General features: G+C 65.6%; 1 protein-coding gene and 1 pseudogene. Both read left to right on the top strand.

All coding sequences use genetic code 11. The features are described 5' to 3' along the window. A pseudogene (locus Psi02_RS40590) lies at positions 1-106 on the top strand (deoxyribose-phosphate aldolase); the annotation flags it as partial. A gap of 12 nt (positions 107-118) precedes the next feature. Further along, a partial coding sequence (locus Psi02_RS39705; protein WP_203981079.1) for an aldehyde dehydrogenase family protein occupies positions 119-1,526 on the top strand: 1,408 nt, incomplete at its 3' end.

Genomic DNA, 1,526 nt, shown 5'->3' with positions numbered 1-1,526 from the left:
CTGGTTCCGGCTCGGGGCGTCCTCGCTTGTCAATGATCTGCTCATGCAGCGGCAGAAGATGGCCACCGGCCGGTATGCCGGGCCTGACTATTTCACCCTGGACTAAGGCGGCCATCCCATGTTCGAGTACGCACCCGCGCCGGAGTCGCGGGCGATCGTCGACATCAAGTCGTCGTACGGTCTGTTCATCAACGGTGAGTGGGTCGAGCCTGTCGGTGAGGGACGGGACAAGACGGTCAACCCGGCCAGTGAGGAGGTGCTCGCCGAGGTCGCCGTGGCGGGCGAGGCCGACGTCGACCGGGCGGTGCAGGCGGCGCGTAAGGCGTTCACGGTGTGGTCGGCCATGCCGGGATCGGAGCGGGCCAAGTACATTTTCCGGATCGCGCGGATCATTCAGGAGCGGGCCCGGGAGTTGGCTGTGCTGGAGTCTTTGGACAACGGCAAGCCGATCCGTGAGTCGCGTGATGTGGATCTGCCGTTGGTCGCGGCGCACTTCTTCTATTACGCGGGGTGGGCGGACAAGCTGTCTTATGCGGGGTTCGGGCCGTCGCCTCAGCCGTTGGGGGTGGCGGGGCAGGTCATCCCGTGGAATTTTCCGCTGCTCATGCTGGCGTGGAAGATCGCGCCGGCGTTGGCGTGTGGGAACACGGTCGTGTTGAAGCCTGCGGAGACCACGCCGTTGACGGCGTTGGCTTTCGCGGAGATCTGCCGGCAGGCCGATCTGCCTGCCGGTGTGGTGAACATCGTGACGGGCGCGGGGGAGACGGGCGCGGCGGTGGTCGGTCATCCTGATGTCGACAAGGTGGCGTTCACCGGGTCGACCGAGGTCGGTCGTCTGATCGCGCGTTCGGTCGCCGGGTCGCGGAAGAAGGTGACGTTGGAGCTTGGTGGCAAGGCCGCCAACATCGTGTTCGAGGACGCGGCGCTGGATCAGGCGGTCGAGGGCATCGTCAACGGCATTTTCTTCAATCAGGGTCATGTGTGCTGCGCGGGTTCGCGTCTGCTGGTTCAGGAGTCCGTCGCCGGCGAACTGCTGGAGGCGCTCAAGCGGCGGCTGTCCACCCTGCGGCTCGGCGACCCACTGGACAAGAACACCGATATCGGTGCGATCAACTCGGCCGGTCAGCTGGCCAAGATCCGGGAGTTGTCGGATGCGGGGGAGGCTGAGGGGGCGGAGAGGTGGTCGCCGGTGTGTCCGATCCCGGACAAGGGGTTCTGGTTCCCGCCGACCATTTTCACCGGGGTCGCTCAGTCGCACCGTATCGCCAGGGAGGAGATCTTCGGGCCGGTGTTGTCGGTGTTGACGTTCCGTACTCCCGCGGAGGCGGTCGAGAAGGCCAACAACACGCCCTTCGGGTTGTCGGCCGGCGTTTGGACGGAGAAGGGTTCGTTGATGTTGTGGATGGCGTCCCGGCTGAGGGCCGGTGTCGTCTGGTCCAACACGTTCAACAAGTTCGACCCCACGTCGCCCTTCGGTGGCTACAAGGAATCCGGCTACGGCCGCGAGGGCGGACGCCACGGTCTGG

It is taken from the genome of Planotetraspora silvatica, from assembly GCF_016863315.1.
GTDB classification, from domain to species: domain Bacteria; phylum Actinomycetota; class Actinomycetes; order Streptosporangiales; family Streptosporangiaceae; genus Planotetraspora; species Planotetraspora silvatica.
Note: the sequence above shows the minus strand (reverse complement) of the source record. Positions and strands in the feature narration are given on the sequence as shown.